This is a genomic window from Actinomadura sp. WMMA1423, assembly GCF_006547145.1.
Classification (GTDB): Bacteria; Actinomycetota; Actinomycetes; order Streptosporangiales; family Streptosporangiaceae; genus Spirillospora.
The window spans coordinates 7,989,052-8,008,157 of sequence record NZ_CP041244.1; the positions used below are offsets into that span (position 1 = coordinate 7,989,052).

A 19,106-nucleotide genomic window follows, 5' to 3' on the forward strand; every position below is an offset into this window, starting at 1 on the left:
TGTGGCACCTAATGTCTGGATGCGGCGGGGCATCCACCACAATTCGATGTCCCGCCGGCCATTGCCGCAGATCGCGGCGGGCAATCCAGGGAGGAAGACATGCACATGTCGCGTGCCCGATTCCGGTGGGCGGCCGTCCTGGCCGGGGTGGCGATGCTCGCCCCGGCGGTGCCGGCGCGGGCGGACGGACCGGCCGGCGCCTACCTGCTCTCGGTCGTGCCGCAGGACGGCCCCGCCACCACGCGGACCCTGTGGTGCGACCCCGACGGAGGGACGCTCGGCGCCGCCTCCCGGGCCTGTGACCAGCTCGAGGCCGCCGGCGGCGACGTCGGGCGCGTACCGGCGCGGCGAGAGCCGTGCACGCTGGAGTACGCGCCCGTCACGGTGGTCGCCAACGGCGTCTGGCGCGGCGTCCCGCGGTATTTCACCGCGACGTATCCGAACCGGTGCCTGGCGGTGCGCGCCACCGGTGGAATCCTTTTCGGCGAGTAACCCATGATCTGCGGGCCGCCGGAATGGGGAGCGGGGTGCTGCTGTCCGGCGGCCCGCGCCAGAAAAAGGAGATGCCCATGCTGGCTTTCACCGGGCCGGATGTGCTGGTCACCTACGAGCGTTCCGGGGGTTTCGCCGGAATTCACCGGAAGGTAAGCGTCGACATGTCGGGAACGGCGCTCGTCAATGACGAGAAGGTCGCGCTCGGCGCGGAGGAGATGCGCGGCCTGCGGGACGCGCTCGGCCGCGTCGTCACCACCGGGTCCTCGTCGCAGGGCTGCCAGGTGGCCGACCACTTCACCTACACGCTCGCCTACCGCGGGCACCGGGCGACCCGGTGCCTGCTGCCGTCCGACTGGCGTGCCGCCGTCGAGCGGCTGGAGGCGCTGACCGGGCGGTGAGCCCGCGAGTCGCCGCCCTCAGGCGCAGGCGCGCGCGTGCAGCTCGCGCACCGTCGCCTCGAGGGCGGCGACCGGGCCGTCCACCGGGACGCCCGGCGCCACGTCCTGGACCGGGATCGCGCTGACCGGCGCGGCCGGGGCGCCCAGCTCGGTGCGCAGGGCGACCAGCTGCCGGGACGACATGATGTAGACGATCCGGCCGAGCCCGACCCACCCGTGCGCTGCCGCGCGCTCGTCAGGGGTCGGTTCGTAGGCCATGCCACAGCTCCTTCGCCACGCAACGACCCAAATGATCATAGGTGCCGGAGCGGGGCCCGGACCCGCCGCTACGCGGAGTCGCGCAGCACCAGGTGGGGGCGCAGGATGACCACCGGGTCGGCGAGGGGCTCGCCGCTGATCCGCGAGATCAGCAGCCGGGCCATCTCCCGGCCCATGTCCTCCGGCGACTGGTGGACGGAGCTGAGCGGCGGGTCGGCCAGCGGCGCGGCGGAGGAGTCGTCGAAGCCGATCACGGCCACGTCGCCCGGGACGCGGCGCCCGCTGCGGTGCAGGACGCGCAGCGCGCCGAGGGCCATCGGGTCGTCGGCGGCGAACACCGCGTCCAGGGACGGCTCGGCCTCCAGCAGCCGCTCGGTCGCGGTGATGCCGCTGGCCTCGCCGAAGTCGCCGTACTCGACGTACTCGGGCAGCCCGGCCTCGGCGAGCGCCTCCCGGTAGCCGGCCAGGCGGTCGATGCCGACCCCCATGTCCTGGGGGCCGGCGATGGTCGCGATGCGCCGCCGGCCGCCCGCGATGAGGTGGCCGACGGCCTCGCGGGCGCCGCTGCGGTTGTCGACGTCGACGTAGCTGACCGGGTGCACACCGGGCGGGCGCCCGCCGAGGACGGTCGGCACGCCGTTGGCCTCCAGCTTGGCGGGCAGCGGGTCCTCGGCGTGCAGGGAGGTGAGGAGCACCCCGTCCACGTGCTGGGTGGTGAGGTACTCCTCCAGCCGGCCGTACTCGGCGGGGGAGCGGGCGAGGGCGAGCAGGAGCTGCAGGCCGGTGTCGCCGAGGCCGTTGCTGATGCCGCGGATGATCCCGGCGAAGTACGGCTCTCCGAACAGGCGCTGGTCCGACTCGGCGACGACGAGCGCCACGGTGTCGGTGCGGCGGGTGACGAGCGTGCGGGCCGCCCGGTTCGGCACGTACCCGAGCTCGTCGATCGCCTTCATCACCGCCTCGCGGGCCTGCGGGCTGACCCGCGGCGAGCCGTTGACCACCCGGGAGACCGTGCCGCGCCCCACGCCGGCCCGCGCCGCGACCTCCTCCAGGGTCGGGCGCGTGCTCCTGCCCGTCATCTGGCCCCCTTCGTCCGTACCGTCGCCCCCTCGGGTCAGCCCCGCTCGGGGAGCCCGCCCCGCCGGATCACCCCGGCGTACCACCGTGCGCTGTCCTTGGGCACCCGGCGCTGCGAGGCGTAATCGACGTGGACCAGCCCGAAGCGCTTGGAGTAGCCCCAAGCCCATTCGAAATTATCCAGCAGCGACCACGTGAAATAGCCCTGCAGCGGGACGCCCTCGGAGATGGCGTCGTGGCACGCCCGCAGGTGCGCGTCGAGGTAGGCGATGCGGCCCGCGTCTTGGACCGTGCCATTGCCGTCCGGGACCTCGTCGTAGCCGGCCCCGTTCTCGGTGATGTACAGCGGGACGGACGGGTACTCGCGGTGCAGCCGGGTCAGCACCTCGTGCAGGCCGCTCTCGTCGATCTCCCAGCCCATCCCGGTGACGGGGCGGCCGGCCGAGACGAACCGGACGTGGGCGCTGCCGGGCCAGGGGGAGTTCGTCGCGAACGGCGACGACGCGGTCTGCGCCGCCTCGCCGGGCGTGCCGGCGACGGTGTGCCGCGAGTAGTAGTTGATGCCGAGCTGGTCGATCGGCCGGCTGATGACCGCCAGGTCCGCGTCCGAGGGGGTGAACCCGTAGCGGGAGGTGTCGTTGAGGACGTCCTCGGGGTAGCGCCCCAGCAGCAGCGGGTCGAGGAACAGCCGGTTCTGCAGCCCGTCGATGCGGCGCGCCGCGTCCAGGTCGTCGGGGTCGTCGGTCGCGGGGGAGACCGCGTAGAGGTTGACGGCCGCGCCGAAGAGGTTGTCCGGGCGGCGGGCGCGCATCGCGTCGACGGCCAGGCCGTGGCCGAGCAGGAGGTGGTGCGCGGCCAGCAGGGACGCCGAGGGGTCGACGCGTCCGGGCGCGTGGTCGCCCGAGGCGTAGCCCAGGAAGGCCGCGCACCACGGCTCGTTCACCGTCATCCAGTGCGCGACGCGGTCGCCGAGCGCCGCGTGCACGTGGTCGGCGTACTCGGCGAACCGGTGGGCGGTCTCCCGCTCGGGCCACCCGCCCCCGTCCTCCAGCGGCTGCGGGAGGTCCCAGTGGTAGAGCGTCGGCCACGGCTCGATGCCCGCCTCCAGCAGCGTGTCGACCAGCCGCCGGTAGAAGTCGAGGCCCTCGGGGTTGAAGGCCCCCGCCCCGGCCGGCTGCACGCGGGGCCAGGAGATGGAGAACCGGTACGCGGTGAGGCCGAGGTCGGCCATGAGCGCCACGTCCTCGGGGAACCGGTGGTAGTGGTCCACCGCGACGTCGCCGGTGTCGCCGCCGAGGACCTTGCCCGGCGTGCGGGAGAAGGTGTCCCAGATGGACGGCCCGCGCCCGCCCTCGCCCGCCGCGCCCTCGATCTGGTAGGCCGCGGTGGCGGCCCCCCAGCGGAACCCGGTCGGGAAAGGTGCGGCGGGAGCCGCGCTGGTGTCGTCCTTGAGGGAGGTCACGCCTTCACAGCACCTTCCATGATCCCGCCGATGATCTGGCGGCCGAAAATGATGAACACGATGAGCAGCGGCAGGATCGCCACGCTGGTGCCGGCGAACATGAGCGTGTAGTCCTTGAAGTAGGCGTTCGCCAGGTTGTTGATGGACAACTGCACCGTCGGGTTGTCCGGGCTCAGCACCGCGAGCGGCCACATGAACTCGTTCCAGGTCTGCATGAACGTGAACAGGCCGAGAACGCCCGCGGCGGGGCGCAGCGCGGGGAGCACGACCCGCCAGTAGATGCCGAACGTGGTGCACCCGTCGACGCGGGCCGCCTCGATCAGCTCGTCCGGGACGGCCTGGTCGGCGTACTGCCGCATCATGAACACCCCGAACCCGGTGACCAGGAACGGGACGATGACCGCCTGCAGGTGGTTCTGCCAGCCCAGCTTCACCATGATCATGTAGAGCGGGATGATGCCCATCTGCACCGGGATCATCATCGTCGCGATGATGGTGAGCAGCAGGCCGTTCTTGCCGCGGAAGCGCAGCTTGGCGAACGCGAACCCGGCCAGCGAGGCGAAGAAGACCGTGGAGACCGTCACCGCGGCGGAGGCGATGGCCGAGTTCAGCAGGCCCTTGGCGAAGTAGGCCTCGGGGTTGTCGAACAGCCGGCCGACGTTGTCGCCGCCCTGGCCGCCCGGCAGCAGCGGCGGCGGGACGTCGGCGACCACGCTGTTCGTGCGGGTCGCCACGATGATCATCCAGTAGATCGGGAAGATCGACAGTGCCAGCGCCACGATCAGCGTGAGGTAGGTCAGCGGGCTGGCGTTCCACAGGCCGCGGTGGCGGCCGGGGTGCGCGGCGGCGCGACGGCCGCCCTGGGGCCGGCCGTCGGGGCCGGCGAGGAGCGTGGTCACTTGGTGCCTCCCGTGCGCCGCACGGCCAGGAAGTTGATCAGGGAGAACACGATGATCATCACGAACAGCGCCCAGGCGACGGTCGCGCCGTAGCCGTACCGGTCATGGCCGAACGCGTTGTCGTACATGTACATCGTGATCGTCTGGAACTGGTGGCTCGGGCCGCCGTCCATCTTGTTGGGCGTGCCGACGCTGAACAGGACGGGCTCGGTGAACAGCTGGAGCCCGCCGATCGTCGAGATGATCACTGTGAAGATGATGGTCGGGCGCAGCATCGGGACCGTGATCTGCCAGAACTGCCGGATCCGGGACGCCCCGTCGATCGCGGCGGCCTCGTAGAGGTCCTTCGGGATCGCCTGCATGGCGGCGAGGTAGATGAGCGCGTTGTAGCCGGTCCAGCGCCAGTCGACCATCATCGCGATGGCGGCCCAGGACCAGCCGCGGCTGCTCGACCAGCTGATCGGGTCGATGCCGACCAGCCCGATCGCCCAGTTGACCATGCCCCAGTCCCGGTCGAACATCTGGGTGAACACGATCGCGACGGCGGCGGTCGAGGTGACCAGCGGGGCGACCATCCCGATCCGGAACAGGGTCGGCAGCCGCATCCGCCGGTTCAGGGTGTTGGCGATGAGCAGCGCGATCAGCAGCTGCGGGATGGTCGACAGGACGAAGATGCCGAGAGTGTTGACCGTGGCGTGCCAGAAGTCGGCGTCGCCCAGCAGGTAGTCGTAGTTGTCGAGGCCGACGAACTTGCGCGTCCCGGACGCCAGCTCCCAGTCGTGCAGGGAGACCCAGAGCGTGTAGACGAGCGGGAAGGCGCCGAAGACCAGGAAGACGAGATAGAACGGCGAGATGAAGGCGTAGGGCGCCCCCTTCACGTCGAGCCGGGCCAGCCGGGCCCGCCAGGTGCTTGGCGGGCCCGGCCGCGCCGGGGCCGGTGAGGCCGGCGGCGGGCCGTTCCGGCTGGGGCGCAGTTCGGTGGTCATGCCGTGCGCCTCCTTTCCGAGGACGGACGGAGCGGGAAGTTGGGAACGGCGGCGGCGCCGGCGGGGAGGTGACGCCCGGCGCCGCCGCCGTGGTCGGGGACCGCCGGCTAGCGGGCGGCCTTCTTCGCCTCGTCGACGGACTTGGTCCAGGCCTGGTCGGGCTTCTGCCTGCCCTGGCCCACGGAGACCAGGACGTTCTCCACCGCGGCCCGGACGTCCTCGTGCTTCGGTCCGAGGTAGACCGGCTTCACCCCGGCCACGAGCTGGCCGAAGATCTGCCCGACGGGGGCGTCGTTGAAGTAGGCGCTCTTGGCGCCCGCGACCGCCGGGTCCTGCGCGGCCTGCGGCGAGGACGGGAACACGTTCGAGGCCTTGTACGCGCCGACCTGGCCCTCGGGGGAGGTCAGGAACTTGGCGAGCTCGGCCGCGGCCTTGCCGTGCTTGGTCTGCTTGGGCACCGCGAGCCACGACCCGCCCCAGTAGCCGGCGCCGCCGGGCGTGGTGGCCACGTCCCACTTGCCCTTACCCGCCTTGCCTGCGAACTCCTCGATGCCGCCGAGCATCCAGGAGGGGCACGGCAGGGTCGCGAAGGTGTCCCGCTTGAGGGCGGTCTGCCACGGCGGCGTGAAGATCGACATGTCCGAGGTGAGCTTGCTCTGCTCGAACTTCAGCGACGTGTCGAAGGCCTGCTTGACCGCCGGGTTGCTGTCGAAGACGAGGTTGTTGCTCTTGTCGAAGAAGCTGTAGCCAGGGCCCGCCCCGGCGTTCTGCAGGACGGTGGCGCGGAACACGGCGGTGGGGCCGTCCAGCCACTTGGTGCCGGGCACCTTCTCCTGGAACTTCTGTCCCGTGGACAGGAAGGCGTCCCACGTCGGCCAGAGCTTGCCGACCTCGGCGCGATCGGTGGGCAGGCCCGCCTTCTTGAACAGGTCCGAGCGGTAGCACATGGCGAGGGGGCCGACGTCGGTGCCGAGGCCGACGAGCTGCTTGCCGTCCGGGCTGAGGCCCATCTGCCACTTCCACGGCAGGAAGTTCTTCTCCAGGTCCTTGCCGCCGTAGTCGAACAGGTTGAGGAACTTGGCCTTCTGCTGCATGTAGAGCGGCAGGATGCCCTCCTCCAGCATGACGACGTCGCCGGCACCGCTGCCGGTCGCCATCCACTGCTGGATGCGCGGCTTGTACTCGTCCAGCGTGGAGACCTTGCGCTGCTTGATCTTCACGTTGGGGTGGGACTGCTCGTACTGCTTGTAGAGCGCGTCGTAGCCCGGCTCGCCGAAGACGTCGACGGTGAGTTCGACCGGCCCGCTGTCGGAGCCTCCCTTGTCGTCGTCGCCGTCGCCGCCGCACGCGACGGCGAGGCCGCCGACGAGCACGGCCGCCATCGCCGTACTCAGTCCGCGCCGCATGATGGCCCTCATGGCGGACCCCTCTCAGGTTGTCGTGGTGCAGGTGTCGTACATCGTGTGGGAGCGCTCCCACGGATGAAAGACCGTGACGCGGCTCACTGTCAATGTGTCGAAACACAACCGTTACAAGAAGCTGTCTCCCGCGGCACCCCGGTCAGGCCTGGTCCGACACCCGGTCAGGCCCCGGTCAGCCCTCCTTGACGGGGGACAGCCGGGCCGCCGCCGGGGCCGGCGCCGTGGACCGCCGGACGACCAGTTCCGGCCGGTAGAGCAGCTCCGTGCGGGGCGCGCGGGCCCCGCGGATCTCGTCCAGGACGGTGCTCACCGCGGCCATCGACATCTCCCGGACCGACTGCCGGACCGTGGTCAGCGGGGGGTCGAGGTAGGCCGTGAGGAGCGAGTCGTCCATGCCGGTCACCGACACGTCCTCGGGGACCTGGAGGCCGCGGGCGCGGGCGGCCCGGATCGCCCCGAGCGCCATGATGTCGTTGCCGCCGCAGATCGCCGTGCAGCCCGCGTCGAGCAGCCTGGCGGCCGCCGCCTGCCCGCCCTCGACCGTGTACATGGTGTTGACGACCAGCTCGTCGACCTCGTCCGCGGAGAGCCCGGTGTGCGCGGCCATGCCGCGCCGGAACCCCTCGGTCTTGCGCCGCGTCGGCACGTACACGTCCTGGCCGATCGCGAGGCCGATCCGGCGGTGGCCCATTGCGGCCAGATGCGCGACGACGGCCTCCATGGAGGCCACGTCGTCATTGGAGATGTACGGCGCGTCGATGTCGGGCCGGTAGCCGTTGATGAGGACGACCGGGAGGGCCTGCTCGATCAGCCGCGCGTACCGTGCGCGGTCGGAGTTGGCGTTGGCGTGCAGGCCGTTGACGAAGATGATCCCCGAGACGCCGCGCTCCAGCAGCATCTCGATGTAGTCGTCCTCGGCGACGCCGCCCGGCGCCTGCGAGCACAGCACCGCCATGTACCCGTGCCGGGCGAGCGCGCTCTCGATGACCTCGGCGAACGCCGGGAAGATCGGGTTGGTCAGCTCGGGGATGATCAGCCCGATCAGCCCGGCACGCTGCTGGCGCAGCCGGGCCGGGCGCTCGTAGCCGAGCACGTCCAGGGCGGTCAGCACCGCCTGGCGCGTGGTCGGGGACACGCCCGGCTTGCCGTTGAGCACTCGGCTCACCGTCGCCTCGCTCACCCCGGCGTGTGCCGCGATGTCCGCCAGGCGTGTCGTCATGGGTTTCAAGTTATCCCTCCTCGATTTCCCACCACAGCGCGGTGTCCGGGGGCAGGTCGACGACTCCGCCGCTCGCGGTGCCGCCGGTGTGGACCGGTCCGCTCGCGAGGAGCGGGGTGCCCCGCACACTGACGCGCTCGGTGGTGCCGCCCATGTTGACCGCGCATGCGAGCCGCCCGTCACCGCCCCCGGCGTCCCGCACGAACACCAGTGTGCCGGGTGGGCTCGCGATCCAGTACAAATCACCGTCGCCGAGCGCCGGATGCTCGCGGCGGATCCGCAGCGCCTCGCGGTAGAGCGCCAGCATGGAGCCGGGGTCGCCGTCCTGCGCCGCGACGCTCAGGTCGCGCCACCCGGTGGGCATCGGCAGCCAGGACGCGGCGCCCGCGCCGAAGCCGAACGGGGGCTCCTCGCCCTCCCAGGGCAGCGGGACGCGGCAGCCGTCGCGGCCGGCGCCCGCGCCGCGCAGCCGCTGCGGGTCCTGCTGGAACTCCTCCGGCAGGTCGAGCACCTCCGGCAGGCCCAGTTCCTCGCCCTGGTAGACGTAGGACGAGCCCGGCAGCGCGAGCGTCAGCAGCGCGGCGGCGCGGGCGCGCCGCAGGCCGGTCTCGCCGTCGCCGTAGCGGGTGACGTGCCGTTTCACGTCGTGGTTGGACAGCACCCAGGTCGCGGGCGCGCCGACCGCCCCGGCGGTGCGCAGCGACTCCTCGATCACCGCCCGCATCCCGTCGGCCTCCCAGGGCGCGGTCAGGTAGTGGAAGTTGAACGCCTGGTGCAGCTCGTCGGGACGGGTGTAGTCGGCGAGCCGCTGCGGCGTGGGAGCCCACGCCTCGGCGACGGCGATCCGCTCCCCGTCGTAGGAGTCGAGCAGGCGGCGCCACTCGCGGTGGATGTCGTGGACGGGGTCCTGGTCGAAGTACGGCAGGACGGCCGTGCCGAGCATCTCCACCTGGTTCGGGTGGCCCACGTCGGGGAGGCCGGGCGCCTTGGCCATGCCGTGCGCGACGTCCACCCGGAATCCGTCCACGCCGAGGTCGAGCCAGAACCGCAGGATGTCGGCGAACTCGGTGTGGACCTCGGGGTTCTCCCAGTCCAGGTCGGGCTGCTCGGGCGCGAACAGGTGCAGGTACCACTGGCCGTCCGGTACCCGGGTCCAGGCGGGGCCGCCGAACACCGACTCCCAGTCGTTCGGGGGCTCGGTGCCGCCGGGGCCCCGCCCGTCCCGGAACACGTAGCGGGCGCGCTCGGCCGAGCCGGGGGCCGCGGCGAGCGCCGCCCGGAACCAGGCGTGCCGGTCGGAGGTGTGGTTCGGCACCACGTCCACGATGATCCGCAGCCCGTGCGCGTGCGCGTCCGCGATCAGGTCGCGGGCGTCGGCGAGCGTGCCGAACAGCGGGTCGACGTCGCGGTAGTCCGCCACGTCGTAGCCGAAGTCGGCCATCGGGGAGACGTAGAACGGGGTCAGCCACAGCGCGTCGACGCCGAGGCCGGCCAGGTACGGCAGCCGGGAGCGGATGCCCGGCAGGTCGCCGACGCCGTCGCCGTCGGAGTCGGCGAAGCTGCGCACGTACACCTGGTAGATGACGGCGTCGCGCCACCAGCGGGCGCCTCCGCCGTCACCGGAGGCGGGGTCGCCGGAGGCGGGGACGAGCAGGGTGTCCTGGGTCATGAACATCCTTTTGTCGGGGAGCTTTCAGGTGCTACTTGACGCCGCCGGCGGTGAGCCCGGCGACGATCCGGCGCTGGAAGACCAGCACCACGGCGATGAGCGGGACGGTCACGATCACCCCGGCGGCCATCTGGGTGCCGAACGGCTGGTCGAACCCGGAGACGCCGGTGAACTTGGAGATCGCGACCGTGGCCGTCTGCATCTCCTTCTTGTTGACCATGGACAGCGCGATGAGGAACTCGTTCCACGCGGCGATGAAGGTGAGGATCGCCGTGGTGAACACCCCCGGCGCCGCGAGCGGAACGATGATCTTGCGGAACGCCTGGCCGCGGGTGCAGCCGTCCACCATCGCCGCCTGCTCCAGCTCGAACGGCAGCTGCCGGAAGAACGCGGTGAGCAGCCAGACCGACAGCGGCAGCGCGAACCCGAGGCTGGGCAGCACCATCGCCTGGTAGGTGTTGATCCACTTGATGTCGGTGAAGAGCTTCAGCAACGGGACCAGCTGCGAGATTCCCGGGAACATCGTGGTCGCCACGATCAGCCCGAGTACCGCGTTCTTGAACCGGAAGTCCAGCCGGGCCAGCGCGTAGGCGGTGAACGTGCCGATCAGCAGGGTGAGCACGGTGGTGGTGCCCGCCACGACGACGCTGTTCAGCAGGGCGCGGCCGAAGCCGTTGTCGCCGGAGAACACCGCGGAGAAGTTCTCCGACGACCACTGCGCCGGGAGGACCGAGTTGTCGAACTGGTCCTGCGGGCGGCGGAACGCCGAGACCACCATCCAGTAGAACGGCGCGAGGCAGTACACCGCCACGAGGGCGAAGCCGAGGTAGGACAGGGTGCGCTTCAGGGGTGAGCCGGTCATGCCGCCGCCTTCCTCGCGCCGCGGGCCGGCCGGACGGCGCGCGGGCGCCGGGTCTTCTGGCGGCCGGTCTTCTGGCGGGCCTCGCCGATGATGTCGGCCCCGAGCAGCTTCACGAACAGGTACGCGATCAGCGCGATGTACAGGAACAGGACGGTCGCGTACGCCGCCGCCGAGCCGTACCGCAGGTTGGACGCCTCGAACCAGGCGATCATCGTCAGCGTCTCCACCGACTTCTGGTTGACGCCGATCAGCACGGCGGGCAGGTCGAACATCCGCAGCACGTCCAGCATCCGGAAGAGCACGGCGACCAGCAGCGCCGGCTTGACCAGCGGCAGGGTGATGCGGAAGAACTGCTGGAACGCGCCGGCGCCGTCCACCCGGGCCGCCTCGTAGACGTCCCGGGGGATCATCTGGAGCCCGGCGAGGACCAGCAGCCCGATGAACGGGGAGGTCTTCCACACCTCGGCGATGACGACGGCCATCTTGGCGGGGAAGCCGTCGGCGGTCCACAGGATCTCCTGGCGCAGCACCGCGTTCGCGGCGCCGTCGGCCTGGAAGATCCACCGCCACAGCAGCCCGGAGATGGCGGTCGGGATCGCCCACGGGACGAGGATGCTCGCGCGCACCAGCGCCCGGCCGCGGAACGCCTGCTGCATGATCAGCGCCATCGCGACGCCGATCACCGTCTCCAGCACGACCGTGGTGAGGGTGAAGAACGTCGTGTTGGAGAAGGCGTTCCAGAACGCGTCGGCGCGGTCGCCCTGGAAGATGGCGGTGTAGTTGTCGAGGCCGACGAAGCGGTCGCCCTGCACGACGAACCCGTCCGCGTCCAGCCCTTCGCCGCGCGCGTACAGCGACTCGCGGAACCCGGCGAGGACCGGGTAGCCGATGACGAGCGCGAGCACGAGCAGGGTGGGCGACAGCAGCAGCGCCGCGAGGCGCCGCGTCCCCTGGACGTCGCCCTTCCCGCGGTCGCGGGGCGCGCCCGCCGCGGCGGTGCCGGCGGCGGGCGCGCTCTCGGTGGTGGTCACGCCGCTCACTGCGCGGTCAGCGGCTGGAGCTTGGACTGCAGGTCGGCCAGGGCCTGGTCGGCCGGCTTCTTCCCGGTCACCGCGTCGTACATCTCGCCCTGGACGGCGGCGGTCACGTCGCCGTACTTCACCGCGACCGGGCGCGGCTTGGCGTTCGCGATGGCCTGCTTGAGGACGGGCAGGTACGGGAACTTCTTCACCATCTCGGGGTCGTCGTACAGCGCCGCGACGGTGGGCGCCTGCGAGGTCGCGAGGAGGTTGGCGCGCTGGGCCTGCTCACCGGTCAGGTACCGGATGAAGTCGAGCGAGGTCGCCTTGTTCTTGGCGAACTCGGAGATCGCGAGGTTGTGGCCGCCGAGGTTGGCGACGCCGGGGCCGTTCGGTCCGGGCAGCGGCGCGACCGCGAACTTGCCCGCCACCTTGGACGAGCCGTCCTTGGAGTTCGCCAGCCCGTACTGGTACGGCCACTGGCGCTGGAAGACCAGCCTGCCGGACTGGAAGTAGCGGCGCCCGCCCTCGGTGTCGAGGGTGACGGCCTCCTTCGGCATGTGGTCCTTCTTGGCGCCGACGAGGAACTCGACGCCCTGCTTGGCCTGCGGGGTGCTCAGCGAGGGCTTGCCGTCCGGGCCGATGATCGAGCCGCCGGCGCTCTCGATCGCCTCGACCGCGCTGATCGTCATGCTCTCGGTCTTGTTGACCTCGGTGAAGAAGCAGTCGGCGTCCTTCGCCTCGGGCAGCTTCTTCACCTTGTCGCAGGCGGCCCACATCTCGGCGTAGGTCTTCGGCGGCTCGGAGACGCCCGCCTTCTCCAGCAGGTCCTTGCGGTAGTAGAGCATCCCGGCGTCGGACGTGGAGGGCACCGCGTACAGCTTGCCGCGGTACTGCCCGGTGGTGATGGTCGCAGGCAGCATCCTGGACAGGTCGATCTGGTCCTTGGGCAGCTGCGCCAGCCACCGGTTGGCGGCGAACTCGGCCGTCCACACCACGTCGAGGTTCAGCACCGAGTAGGCGTCGGACCTGGTCGTGGCGTTCTGGATCATCTGCTGCCGCTGGTCGTTCGGCTCGTCCGGCAGCTCGATGATGCGGACCTGCTCCTTCGGGTGCTCGGAGTTCCAGCCGTCGATCTGCTTCTGCAGGTAGCCCGAGCGGTCCTTGCCGGTAACGAAGGTGATCGGGCCGCGGCCCTGCAGGCTCGCCGCGCCCGCGCCGCCCTTCGAGCCGCCGTCGTCATCGCCGCCGCAGGCGCTGAGCGAGAGCGCGAGGGCGGCGCAGACGACGGTGCCGCCGATCAGGGGGGTGCGCCGCATGGTGTCCTCCTTCGCGGGACGTCCCTTCGCCGGGCCGCCGTCCCGCAGGTCAAGAGATGGGGGTGGCTGGGTCGGGACGTTAGCAACGCGTTTCAGTCGCGTAAAGCTCTTGCAGAAACTTTCAGCAAGTCCGTGGCCGATCTGTAACCGTCTTGCACAAACGAGACAAACCGGTCGACACGCCCGCGGGCCCTGCGCCACGCTGCCCGCGTGACGAAACCCGACCCCTCCGGCGCACTCGACCTCGTCCGGGAGCACACGATCCTGGCCGTCGTCGTCGGGTCGCGAGCCTACGGACTGGCGACGGACGCCAGCGACGTCGACCGGCGCGGTGTGTACGCGGCTCCGGCTCCCCTGTACTGGCGATTCACCAAGCCGCCCACGCATGTGGACGGCCCGCTGCCCGAGCAGTTCTCCTGGGAGCTGGAGCGCTTCTGCGGGCTGGCGCTCGACGCGAACCCGACCGTCCTGGAGTGCCTCTGGTCGCCGCTCGTCGAGCGCGTCACGCCGGTCGGGGAGGAGCTGCTGGCCGTGCGGTCGGCTTTCCTGTCGCGGCGCGCGCACCGCACGTTCCTCGGCTACTCCGAGGCCCAGTTCCGCAAACTGGAAGGCGACTTGCGCGACGGCGGCGTGCCGCGCTGGAAGCACGCCATGCACATGCTGCGGCTGCTGGAGAGCGGCACGCACCTCGTCCGGCACGGCGAGCTCAGGGTGGACGTCGGAGACCTGCGCGAGCGGCTCCTCGCCGTCCGCCGCGGCGAGGTCGGCTGGGAGGAGATCGGCGCGTGGCGCGCCGCCCTCACCGATTCGATGGAGACGGCCCTGGACCGCAGCCCGCTGCCGCCCGAACCCGACCGCGCCGCGGTCGAGGAGCTGCTCGTCTCCGTCCGGCGCAGGAGCGTGTGACCCCGGTGGATTTCCGCGAAGTCCCCGTGGACCGCCGAGCCCTTCAGGAGTCGGCGGTCCGGACGCGACTGGGCTGAACCCTCGGGCGCCTCCCCTGCGTGCCATCGGTTGTACGGACCGTTTTGGGACACAACCACCTCGTACGTTCGCCACGTATTCAGGGGTGGTTGTGTAGCCAGGGAAGGGGAGCGATGGACGAGGGCATCGACCAGAAGGACATCGCGGAGGCGGACCTCAGGACCCGGCGGGGCGTCTTCCGCGCCGTCGCGTTCCGGGACCCGGTCGACGGGCACGAGCACATGGCGCTGGTGCGGGGGGAGGTGCGGGACCGCGAGGACGTCCTCGTCCGGATGCACTCCGAGTGCATGACGGGCGACATCTTCGCCGCGACGCGCTGCGAGTGCGGGGACCAGCTCGGCGCCGCCCTGGACGCCATCGCCCGCGAGGGCGCCGGCGTCCTGGTCTACCTGCGCGGCCACGAGGGGCGCGGGATCGGGCTGGTGGCCAAGGTCCGCACCCACATCCTCCAGGACGACCAGGGCCTCGACACCGTCGACTCCGCCACCGCCATCGGCCTGCCGGTGGACGTGCGCGACTACGGCCCGGCCGCCCGGATCCTGCGGTATCTCGGTGTCCGGTCGGTGCGGTTGATGTCGAACAACCCGGTCAAGCTCAGCTCGCTGGAGTCCTACGGGGTCGCCGTCGCGGCGCGCGTGCCGCTGCTCGTCCCGGTCAGCGACGACAACGTCCGCTACCTCACCGCCAAGCGCGACCGGCTCGGCCACGACCTCCCGCAGCTCGACGGCTCCGCCGGGCCGCTCGGCGAGGCGCCGGTGAGCGAGGTCCGCCGATGACGCGGCCGATGACGCTGACGCGCCCGGCCCCGGTACGCCTCCCGGCACCGCGCGGGCCGCGGCTGACCAGGGGCCCGGAGCTGGCCGCCGCCGTCGCCGCCCAACTCGGACTGCTGGCGCTGCTCCGCCCCGGCCACGCGGGCCTGGCCGTGGGCATCGGGTACGCGCTGGCGTCGTGGGCGCTGCTGACCGCCGCGTTCCGCCGCCGCCGGGCGCTGGGGCCGGCCGATCACGTGACGCTGGCGCGCGTCGTGCTCACCGGGGGTGTCGCGGCGCTGGTCGCGGGGCATCTCACCGGTGACGGCCGCGCCTGGCCGCTCGTCGCGGCCGCCTCGGCGGCGCTCGTCCTGGACGGCGTGGACGGGCAGGTCGCCCGGCGCACCGGGACGGTGTCCCGGCTCGGGGCGCGGTTCGACATGGAGACCGACGCCGCCCTGGTGCTGGTGCTGAGCATCGAGGTCGCCTCGTCGGCGGGGGCGTGGGTCCTGGCGATCGGCGCGATGCGGTACGTGTTCGGCGCGGCGGCCTGGGCGGCGCCGTGGCTGCGCGCGGACCTGCCGCCGAGCGTCGCGCGCAAGGCCGTCGCCGTCGTGCAGGGCGTGGCGCTGGTCGTCGCGGCGTCGGGGGCCGTCCCGCATCCGGGGCTGCTCGCGGCGGCGGCGCTGGCGCTGCTGGTGTGGTCCTTCGGACGGGACGTGGTGTGGCTGGCGAAGCGGCGCCACGCGTCCCGAGTCGGGACACCGCGGATCCCGGAGCCGAAGGACGCGCGGGCCGTGCAGGACGCGCAGGTCGCGAAGGAGCTGCCAGGGCCGCAGGAGCCGCAGGCGACGCCGGGTACTCGGGGGAGGTGCACGGATGGAGCGCGACGCGCGCGCCTTCTGGATCCGATCGCCCGGTGAGGGGGAGATCCGCGATGTCGTCCTGCCGGAGCCGGGCGCGGGGGAGGTGCTCGTCCGCACGCTGTACTCGGGGGTGAGCCGCGGTACCGAGGCGATCGTCTTCCGCGGAGCCGTCCCGCCGAACCAGCACGCGATCATGCGGGCGCCGTTCCAGGACGGGGCGTTCCCCGGGCCGGTCAAGTACGGGTACCTGAACGTCGGCGTGGTCGAGCACGGACCCGCCGAGCTGGCCGGGCGCACGGTCTTCTGCCTCTACCCGCACCAGACCCGCTACGTCGTCCCCGCGAGCGCGGTCAGCGTGGTCCCGGACGAGGTGCCCCCGGAGCGGGCGATCCTCGCCGGGACGGTCGAGACGGCCGTGAACGCGCTGTGGGACGCGGCGCCGCTCGTCGGGGACCGCATCGCCGTGGTCGGCGCCGGGATGGTCGGCTGCTCGGTCGCGGGCGTCCTCGCGGGGTTCCCGGGGTGCCGCGTCCAGCTGGTCGACACCGACCCGTCCCGCGCGGACGTCGCGCGGGCGCTCGGCGTCGGCTTCGCCCATCCCGACCGGGCCGAGGGCGGCTGCGACCTGGTCGTCCACGCGAGCGCGACCGAGGCCGGGCTCGCGCGGTCGCTGGAGCTGCTCGCGCCCGACGGGCAGGTGGTCGAGCTGAGCTGGTACGGCGACCGCCGGGTCAGCGTCCCGCTGGGCGAGTTCTTCCACTCGCGGCGGCTGACCATCCGGGGCAGCCAGGTCGGCGCGATCCCGCCGGCCCGCCGGGCGAGCCGCGGCTTCGCCGACCGGATCTCGCTCGCGCTGCGGCTGCTCGCGAGCCCCGCCTTCGGCGAGCTGATCACCGGGGAGAGCCCGTTCGGCGAGCTGCCGCGGCTGATGCCGCGCCTCGCGGGCGGCGAGCTGCCCGCCCTGTGCCACCGGATCGCCTACTGAGCCGGGTCGCCCGCCGATCCGTACCGCCTACCGAGGAGGATTTCCGTTGTTCGCCATCACCGTCCGCGACCACGTCATGATCGCCCACAGCTTCAGCGGCGAGGTCTTCGGGCCCGCCCAGCGGCTGCACGGCGCCACCTACGTGGTCGACGCGACGTTCCGCCGGGCCGAGCTCGACCCGGACGGCATCGTCGTCGACATCGGCCTCGCCACCAGCGAGCTGGGCGAGGTCCTGGGCGGGCTGAACTACCGCAACCTGGACGAGGAGCCGGAGTTCGCCGGGGTCAACACCTCGACGGAGTTCCTCGCCAAGGTCATCGCCGACCGGCTCGCGGACCGGGTGCGCGCCGGGGCGCTCGGCGCGAACGCCGCCGGCCTCTCGGGCCTCACGGTGACGCTGCACGAGTCGCACGTCGCGTGGGCCAGCTACGAGCGTGACCTGTGACGTCCCTCGAGGTGTGCGTGGTCGTCCCGGGCGACATCGACGACGCCGGCGTCCCGAGCGGCGGGAACCGCTACGACCGGCGGCTCTGCGAGGAGCTCGCGGCGTCCGGGCGCACCGTCCGGGAGCTGCCGGTGCCCGGGTCGTGGCCGCGCCCCGGCGAGGCGGCGCGGGCCGAGCTCGGCCGCACCCTCGCCGCGCGGCCGGACGGCTCGGTCGTCCTGATCGACGGCCTGGTGGCATGCGGCGTGCCCGAGGTCGTCGTCCCGGAGGCGGGGCGGCTGCGGCTCGCCGTGCTCGTCCACCTCCCGCTGGCGGACGAACCCGGACAGGCCGATCTGAACGCGGGCGAACGCAAGGTGCTGGAGGCGGCCGGGGCCGTCATCGCGACCAGCCCGTGGGCGAGGGACCACCTGATCGCCCACCACGGCCTGGAGGCGTCCCGCGTCCACGCCGTCACCCCGGGCACCGACCCCGCGCCCCTCGCGTCAGGCGGCGACGGGTCGACCCGCCTGCTGTGCGTGGCGTCGGTGACCCCGCGCAAGGGGCACGACGTCCTCGTCGAGGCGCTCGCGACCGTCGCGCACCTGTCCTGGCGCTGCGAGTGCGCCGGGCCGCTGGGGCGCGACGCCCGCCACGTCGAGCGGCTGCGCGGCCTGATCGGCGAGCACGGCCTCCAAGGGCGGGTCGAGCTGGTCGGGCCGCTCACCGGCAAGCGCCTGGAGGACGCCTACGCCGGCGCCGACCTGCTCGTCCTGGCGTCCCGCGCGGAGACGTACGGGATGGTCGTGACCGAGGCGCTGGCGCGCGGCGTCCCGGTGCTCGCGACCTCGGTGGACGGGGTGCCCGACGCGCTCGGCTGGGACTCCTCCGGCGCCGTGCCCGGCATGCTCGTCCCGCCGGACGACCCGGCCGCGCTCGGGGCCGCGCTGCGGCGGTGGCTCGTCGAACCGGAGCTGCGCGACCGCCTGCGCGCCTCGGCGCGGCTGCGGCGCGGCGCGCTGCCCGGCTGGGACGACACGGCCCGCCGCATGGCCACCGTCCTGTCCCGGCTTCGGCGGGACCAGGCATTTCCGGCGGGCGCGGGGGCGCCCCCTCAAGGAGGCACGAATGACCGGGGCTGACGCACGCGATGCCGGAGGTCGGCCGCAGGACGGCCCGCCGCCGGACGACGCCGTGACGGGGTTCGACCCCTCCTGGCTGGAGCTGCGCGAGGGCGCGGACGCCACGGCGCGCGCCGCGGAGCTGCTCGACCCGCTCCGGGCCGCGCTCCCGCCCGACGGGCCGCTGGTCATCTGGGACCTCGGCTGCGGCACCGGTTCCCAGGGACGCTGGCTGGCGGGGCGGTTGCGGGGCCCCCAGCACTGGATCCTGCACGACGAGGACCCGCGCCTGCTCGACCGGGCACGCGCGAGCTCCTACACCACCGCCGACGGCACGCCCGCGACGGTCGAGACGCGCGCGGGCGGCATCGCCGAGCTCCGCGCGTCCGACCTGGTGGGCGCGTCGCTCGTCTCCGCGTCCGCGCTGCTGGACGTGCTCACCGCCGCCGAGGTCGAGGCGATCGCCGCCGCGGCCGCGTGCCCCGTGCTGCTCACGCTGTCGGTCGTCGGCCGCGTCCGGCTCTCCCCGTCCGAGCCGCTCGACGCCGGTTTCGCCGCCGCCTTCGACGCCCACCAGCGGCGCGGCGGGCTCCTCGGCCCGGACGCCGTCGCCGCCGCCACCGAGGCGTTCGGGCGGCGCGGCGCGTCCGTCCAGGCGCGCCCGAGCCCGTGGCGGCTCGGCCCCGGCCAGGCCGCGCTGACCGCCGAGTGGCTGCGCGGCTGGGTCGCCGCCGCCGTCGAGCACGACCCGGGCCTCGCCCCCTTCGCCGAGGACTACCTCGGCCGCCGCCTCGCCGAGTGCGCCGCCGGGCGCCTCACCGCCGAGGTCCACCACGTCGACCTCCTCGTCCTCCCCGGGAGCGCATCGTGACGAAGATCTGGCCCTGGCT

The 19,106-nt window shown here is 72.7% G+C and carries 20 protein-coding genes; 9 read left to right on the plus strand and 11 right to left on the minus strand.

Annotated elements, in window-relative coordinates; all coding sequences use genetic code 11:
- Positions 1 to 99: 99 nt before the first annotated feature.
- Together FKD65_RS37010 and FKD65_RS37015 are read left to right on the plus strand one after the other, a co-directional pair.
- On the plus strand, positions 100 to 492 hold the full coding sequence (locus tag FKD65_RS37010) for an SSI family serine proteinase inhibitor (RefSeq protein ID WP_141583652.1): 393 nt from the start codon (positions 100 to 102) through the stop codon (positions 490 to 492).
- A 77-nt stretch (positions 493 to 569) separates the two neighbouring features.
- Positions 570 to 893: a protealysin inhibitor emfourin gene (locus tag FKD65_RS37015; RefSeq protein WP_141583655.1), complete on the plus strand. Its 324-nt coding sequence runs from the start codon at positions 570 to 572 to the stop codon at positions 891 to 893.
- Positions 894 to 911: 18 nt separating this feature from the next.
- Here the strand turns inward: FKD65_RS37015 and FKD65_RS37020 are convergent, their stop codons facing one another.
- The 11 genes from FKD65_RS37020 to FKD65_RS37070 form a co-directional block, all read right to left on the minus strand.
- Positions 912 to 1,151 (minus strand): hypothetical protein, encoded by a 240-nt coding sequence (locus FKD65_RS37020; RefSeq protein WP_205718382.1) that lies wholly within the window; start codon positions 1,149 to 1,151, stop codon positions 912 to 914.
- Positions 1,152 to 1,219: 68 nt separating this feature from the next.
- Positions 1,220 to 2,230 carry a LacI family DNA-binding transcriptional regulator gene (locus FKD65_RS37025; protein ID WP_141583657.1) on the minus strand — a complete coding sequence of 337 codons (1,011 nt, stop codon included), beginning with the start codon at positions 2,228 to 2,230 and terminating at the stop codon, positions 1,220 to 1,222.
- 35 nt (positions 2,231 to 2,265) lie between these two features.
- Positions 2,266 to 3,690 carry a GH1 family beta-glucosidase gene (locus tag FKD65_RS37030; RefSeq protein ID WP_141583660.1) on the minus strand — a complete coding sequence of 475 codons (1,425 nt, stop codon included), beginning with the start codon at positions 3,688 to 3,690 and terminating at the stop codon, positions 2,266 to 2,268.
- Positions 3,687 to 4,589: a carbohydrate ABC transporter permease gene (locus FKD65_RS37035; RefSeq protein ID WP_141583662.1), complete on the minus strand. Its 903-nt coding sequence runs from the start codon at positions 4,587 to 4,589 to the stop codon at positions 3,687 to 3,689. Before FKD65_RS37035 ends, FKD65_RS37030 begins: the two co-directional genes overlap by 4 nt.
- Positions 4,586 to 5,575, minus strand: coding sequence for a carbohydrate ABC transporter permease (locus FKD65_RS37040; RefSeq protein ID WP_141583664.1), 990 nt, complete (start codon positions 5,573 to 5,575; stop codon positions 4,586 to 4,588). The genes FKD65_RS37035 and FKD65_RS37040 overlap by 4 nt, the downstream gene beginning before the upstream one ends.
- A 107-nt stretch (positions 5,576 to 5,682) precedes the next feature.
- Positions 5,683 to 6,981 (minus strand): ABC transporter substrate-binding protein, encoded by a 1,299-nt coding sequence (locus FKD65_RS37045; protein ID WP_240809780.1) that lies wholly within the window; start codon positions 6,979 to 6,981, stop codon positions 5,683 to 5,685.
- Positions 6,982 to 7,168: 187 nt separating this feature from the next.
- Entirely contained in the window at positions 7,169 to 8,215 is a 1,047-nt protein-coding gene (locus FKD65_RS37050) for a LacI family DNA-binding transcriptional regulator (protein ID WP_141583667.1), read from the minus strand.
- Positions 8,216 to 8,225: 10 nt separating this feature from the next.
- Positions 8,226 to 9,884: a glycoside hydrolase family 13 protein gene (locus FKD65_RS37055; RefSeq protein WP_141583669.1), complete on the minus strand. Its 1,659-nt coding sequence runs from the start codon at positions 9,882 to 9,884 to the stop codon at positions 8,226 to 8,228.
- A gap of 31 nt (positions 9,885 to 9,915) precedes the next feature.
- A complete protein-coding gene (locus FKD65_RS37060; protein ID WP_141583671.1) occupies positions 9,916 to 10,746 on the minus strand; it encodes a carbohydrate ABC transporter permease in 831 nt (276 codons plus the stop codon).
- Positions 10,743 to 11,777: a carbohydrate ABC transporter permease gene (locus FKD65_RS37065; RefSeq protein WP_141583674.1), complete on the minus strand. Its 1,035-nt coding sequence runs from the start codon at positions 11,775 to 11,777 to the stop codon at positions 10,743 to 10,745. Before FKD65_RS37065 ends, FKD65_RS37060 begins: the two co-directional genes overlap by 4 nt.
- A gap of 5 nt (positions 11,778 to 11,782) precedes the next feature.
- Positions 11,783 to 13,084, minus strand: a complete 1,302-nt coding sequence (locus FKD65_RS37070; protein ID WP_141583676.1) for an ABC transporter substrate-binding protein — start codon at positions 13,082 to 13,084, stop codon at positions 11,783 to 11,785.
- Between the two features lie 210 nt (positions 13,085 to 13,294).
- Between FKD65_RS37070 and FKD65_RS37075 the strand changes: the two genes are divergently transcribed.
- From FKD65_RS37075 to FKD65_RS37105, 7 genes are all read left to right on the plus strand, one after another.
- The gene (locus FKD65_RS37075; RefSeq protein ID WP_141583679.1) at positions 13,295 to 13,990 is read left to right on the plus strand and encodes a nucleotidyltransferase domain-containing protein; all 696 of its coding nucleotides are present in this window, start codon (positions 13,295 to 13,297) and stop codon (positions 13,988 to 13,990) included.
- A 191-nt stretch (positions 13,991 to 14,181) separates the two neighbouring features.
- On the plus strand, positions 14,182 to 14,844 hold the full coding sequence (ribA, locus tag FKD65_RS37080) for a GTP cyclohydrolase II (RefSeq protein ID WP_141583681.1): 663 nt from the start codon (positions 14,182 to 14,184) through the stop codon (positions 14,842 to 14,844).
- Complete coding sequence (locus FKD65_RS37085; protein WP_368367166.1) at positions 14,841 to 15,743, plus strand: CDP-alcohol phosphatidyltransferase family protein; 903 nt, start codon at positions 14,841 to 14,843, stop codon at positions 15,741 to 15,743. The genes ribA and FKD65_RS37085 overlap by 4 nt, the downstream gene beginning before the upstream one ends.
- Positions 15,700 to 16,671 carry a zinc-binding alcohol dehydrogenase gene (locus tag FKD65_RS37090; RefSeq protein ID WP_141583683.1) on the plus strand — a complete coding sequence of 324 codons (972 nt, stop codon included), beginning with the start codon at positions 15,700 to 15,702 and terminating at the stop codon, positions 16,669 to 16,671. The genes FKD65_RS37085 and FKD65_RS37090 overlap by 44 nt, the downstream gene beginning before the upstream one ends.
- Positions 16,672 to 16,717: 46 nt before the next feature.
- Positions 16,718 to 17,116, plus strand: coding sequence for a 6-carboxytetrahydropterin synthase (locus FKD65_RS37095; RefSeq protein ID WP_141583686.1), 399 nt, complete (start codon positions 16,718 to 16,720; stop codon positions 17,114 to 17,116).
- The gene (locus FKD65_RS37100) at positions 17,113 to 18,237 is read left to right on the plus strand and encodes a glycosyltransferase family 4 protein (RefSeq protein ID WP_141583688.1); all 1,125 of its coding nucleotides are present in this window, start codon (positions 17,113 to 17,115) and stop codon (positions 18,235 to 18,237) included. The genes FKD65_RS37095 and FKD65_RS37100 overlap by 4 nt, the downstream gene beginning before the upstream one ends.
- Entirely contained in the window at positions 18,224 to 19,087 is an 864-nt protein-coding gene (locus tag FKD65_RS37105; protein ID WP_240809781.1) for an SAM-dependent methyltransferase, read from the plus strand. Before FKD65_RS37100 ends, FKD65_RS37105 begins: the two co-directional genes overlap by 14 nt.
- Positions 19,088 to 19,106: the final 19 nt, after the last annotated feature.

Excerpts from the sequence above, each read along its gene's own strand:
- FKD65_RS37090 (WP_141583683.1), top strand. The coding sequence starts at position 15,700 with ATGGAGCGCGACGCGCGCGCCTTCTGGATCCGATCGCCCGGTGAGGGG.
- FKD65_RS37060 (WP_141583671.1), bottom strand. The coding sequence starts at position 10,746 with ATGACCGGCTCACCCCTGAAGCGCACCCTGTCCTACCTCGGCTTCGCC.
- FKD65_RS37020 (WP_205718382.1), bottom strand. The coding sequence starts at position 1,151 with ATGGCCTACGAACCGACCCCTGACGAGCGCGCGGCAGCGCACGGGTGG.
- FKD65_RS37070 (WP_141583676.1), bottom strand. The coding sequence starts at position 13,084 with ATGCGGCGCACCCCCCTGATCGGCGGCACCGTCGTCTGCGCCGCCCTC.
- FKD65_RS37040 (WP_141583664.1), bottom strand. The coding sequence starts at position 5,575 with ATGACCACCGAACTGCGCCCCAGCCGGAACGGCCCGCCGCCGGCCTCA.
- FKD65_RS37085 (WP_368367166.1), top strand. The coding sequence starts at position 14,841 with ATGACGCGGCCGATGACGCTGACGCGCCCGGCCCCGGTACGCCTCCCG.
- FKD65_RS37055 (WP_141583669.1), bottom strand. The coding sequence starts at position 9,884 with ATGACCCAGGACACCCTGCTCGTCCCCGCCTCCGGCGACCCCGCCTCC.
- FKD65_RS37105 (WP_240809781.1), top strand. The coding sequence starts at position 18,224 with ATGACCGGGGCTGACGCACGCGATGCCGGAGGTCGGCCGCAGGACGGC.
- FKD65_RS37015 (WP_141583655.1), top strand. The coding sequence starts at position 570 with ATGCTGGCTTTCACCGGGCCGGATGTGCTGGTCACCTACGAGCGTTCC.
- FKD65_RS37050 (WP_141583667.1), bottom strand. The coding sequence starts at position 8,215 with ATGACGACACGCCTGGCGGACATCGCGGCACACGCCGGGGTGAGCGAG.
- FKD65_RS37045 (WP_240809780.1), bottom strand. The coding sequence starts at position 6,981 with ATGCGGCGCGGACTGAGTACGGCGATGGCGGCCGTGCTCGTCGGCGGC.
- FKD65_RS37025 (WP_141583657.1), bottom strand. The coding sequence starts at position 2,230 with ATGACGGGCAGGAGCACGCGCCCGACCCTGGAGGAGGTCGCGGCGCGG.
- ribA (WP_141583681.1), top strand. The coding sequence starts at position 14,182 with ATGGACGAGGGCATCGACCAGAAGGACATCGCGGAGGCGGACCTCAGG.
- FKD65_RS37010 (WP_141583652.1), top strand. The coding sequence starts at position 100 with ATGCACATGTCGCGTGCCCGATTCCGGTGGGCGGCCGTCCTGGCCGGG.